Annotated in this window: 2 protein-coding genes; both read left to right on the forward strand. The window is 55.2% G+C overall.

The genetic code is table 11. The features are described from left to right. The first annotated feature begins 167 nt into the window (after nucleotides 1-167). Entirely contained in the window at nucleotides 168-1016 is an 849-nt protein-coding gene (locus QZ197_RS13670) for an MBL fold metallo-hydrolase (protein ID WP_296432671.1), read from the forward strand. A gap of 75 nt (nucleotides 1017-1091) precedes the next feature. Beyond that, nucleotides 1092-2747 carry an energy-dependent translational throttle protein EttA gene (gene ettA / locus QZ197_RS13675; protein WP_296432672.1) on the forward strand — a complete coding sequence of 552 codons (1656 nt, stop codon included), beginning with the start codon at nucleotides 1092-1094 and terminating at the stop codon, nucleotides 2745-2747. Nucleotides 2748-2958 lie beyond the last annotated feature (211 nt).

A 2958-nucleotide genomic window follows, 5' to 3' on the forward strand; every position in this document is an offset into this window, starting at 1 on the left:
GGTATCGCATTTCAGACCGGCAACCTTATGACAGGCGACATGAACACGGTTGTCGGGCTGTATTCTGAGGCGTCAAAACTAGATATTTAAGAACGGCGCTGAACCCTAGCGGCGACACTAATCATGTTCTACGCTAGGGCGGCAAATGTGCTGAATAGAAGAATATCATGACCGATACACTCGCCCTTATGGGCGTAAAAGGCGGCCCGGCCATTCGGCCCGGGTCGCATATGCCAATGTCCATGCTGCTACGGATGGCGGGCAAGAACATTGTGATTGATGCAGGCCTCGGCGTCACACGCGGGATTTGTGATCAAGGCGTGGCACTCACTGACATCGACCTAATCGTCATCACCCACCTGCATTCGGATCACTATCTAGAACTCGGCCCCCTGTTTCACACTGCATGGACCGCAGGCCTGAACCACCCGATCCCTGTGATCGGCCCCAAAGGTCTTGATACGTATTGGGCCGGTTTCCAAGCCAGCATGGGTTTCGATATCGACCTGCGCATCCGCGACGAAGGGCGCTGCGACTTTGGCAGTCTTGCCGATATTCACATCATCGACGAAAAACATGACTTCGGCGATATCGCCATGCATACGATGCGCAATGTCCATCCGCCGATCACAGACACATTCGCCCTGCGCTTTGACGGTCCAACTTCCAGCGTCGTCCTGTCAGGTGATACTGCTTATATGCCGCAAATGGCCCCTTTTGCCAAAAATGCCGACCTTCTGGTCCACGAAGCGATGCTGCGCGACGGGGTTGAGGCATTGTGCAAACGCATGACCAACGGCGACGACCGCCTGCGCACACATATCCTGAACAGTCACACCGACGCGGCAGACGTCGGGCGCATCGCCCAGGATGCAGGGGTCAAACAACTGGCGCTCAACCATTTTGTACCGGATGGCGACCCTGACTTCACTGACCAACACTGGACTGACGCGGTGCGCACCCATTGGAATGGCCCGCTTTTCTTAGGCAAAGACGGCATGACGATCACACTTTAGGCGCACGACCGATTGCCCCCGCCCCTTGCCCCCGCTATCTAGGGTCAAATTCCCTGACCTCACGGAGCGCAAACCATGGCAGCCAATAAATTCGTCTACTTCATGGACGGCGTGTCCAAAACATATCCCGGCGGCAAAAAGGTGTTTGAAAACATCCGGCTGAACTTTCTCCCGGGCGTCAAAATCGGTGTGGTCGGTGTGAACGGCACTGGTAAATCGACGTTGATGCGGATCATGGCAGGTCAGGACAAAGACTTTGTCGGCGAAGCATGGGCAGCCGAAGGCGCGCGCGTAGGTTACCTGCCGCAGGAACCCGAACTGGACGCGAACCTAACAGTGCGTGAGAACGTGATGCTGGGTGTGGCCGACAAAAAGGCCATTTTGGACCGCTACAACGAAGTAGCGATGAACTATTCCGAAGAAACCGCTGACGAGATGGCGCAGCTTCAAGACGAAATCGACAGCCAGAACCTTTGGGACCTCGACGCACAAATCGACATCTCAATGGAGGCATTGCGCTGTTCCGCAGACGACGCCGATGTGACGACGCTTTCGGGCGGTGAAAAGCGACGCGTGGCACTGTGTCAGTTGCTGCTGGACGCCCCAGACATGCTGCTGCTTGACGAACCAACCAACCACCTTGATGCGGAAACCATCGCGTGGCTGCAACAGCACCTGATTGATTACAAAGGCACAATCCTGATCGTCACCCACGACCGCTATTTCCTGGATGCGATCACAGGGTGGATTTTGGAGCTCGACCGTGGCTCGGGCATTCCGCACGAGGGGAACTATTCCAGCTGGCTGGAAGCCAAAGCAAAACGGCTAGAGCGCGAATCCAAAGACGACAAATCCAAGCAACGCACGCTACAACGCGAACTTGAGTGGATGCGCCAAGGCGCCAAAGCACGCCAAGCGAAATCCAAAGCGCGGATCAGCGCCTACAATGACATGGCCAACCAGTCAGAGCGCGAAAAGATGGGCCGCGCCCAGATCATTATTCCTAATGGGCCACGTCTGGGATCCAAAGTGATCGAAGTGGACGGTCTGAAAAAGGCCATGGGCGACAAATTGTTGATCGAAGACCTGACGTTTGATCTGCCTCCCGGCGGCATCGTCGGCGTGATTGGACCCAACGGCGCGGGTAAATCGACACTGTTTTCGATGCTGACAGGGCAACTTGAACCAGACGACGGCACGGTCGAATTTGGCGATACCGTCAAACTGTCCTACGTTGACCAATCGCGCGACGCGCTGAACGCAGACACCACCGTCTGGGAAGAAATCAGCGGCGGCGCCGAGATTATCGAACTGGGCGACGCCTCCATGAACTCGCGTGCTTATTGCTCGGCGTTCAACTTCAAAGGCGGCGATCAGCAGAAAAAAGTCGGACTGTTGTCAGGCGGTGAACGCAACCGCGTACACATGGCCAAACTGCTGAAGTCCGGCGGCAACGTTCTGCTGCTTGACGAACCAACCAACGACCTCGACGTCGAAACGCTACGCGCCCTCGAAGACGCATTGGTCGATTTCGCAGGCTGCGCCGTGGTCATCAGCCACGACCGCTTTTTCCTCGACCGGATTTGTACGCACATTCTTGCGTTCGAAGGCGAAGCGCATGTCGAATGGTTCCAAGGTGGGTTCACCGACTACGAAGAAGACAAAAAAGCCCGTCTGGGCGCAGACGCAGGTGAGCCAAAGCGGATGAAGCATAAGAAATTCGTGCGGTAATCGCACGGATAATAGCGCAAAGTTTCTACCACTAGATCGTGTCTATTTCATCCGACCAGCGAAGATGGCGTTACTGTCCCTCTTTTCACAGGGTGCAATTTCTGGAACTAAAGATTACATTCCATCTTCAATGTAGCCACAGGCGAAACAATGAGCTGCGATTGCGGCGCAAATAAGTGCAAACCTTATTGCGCTAAGTCGTGCTTTTGCT

The sequence above is a fragment of the Yoonia sp. genome (assembly GCF_017854415.1).
Taxonomy (GTDB): domain Bacteria; phylum Pseudomonadota; class Alphaproteobacteria; order Rhodobacterales; family Rhodobacteraceae; genus Yoonia.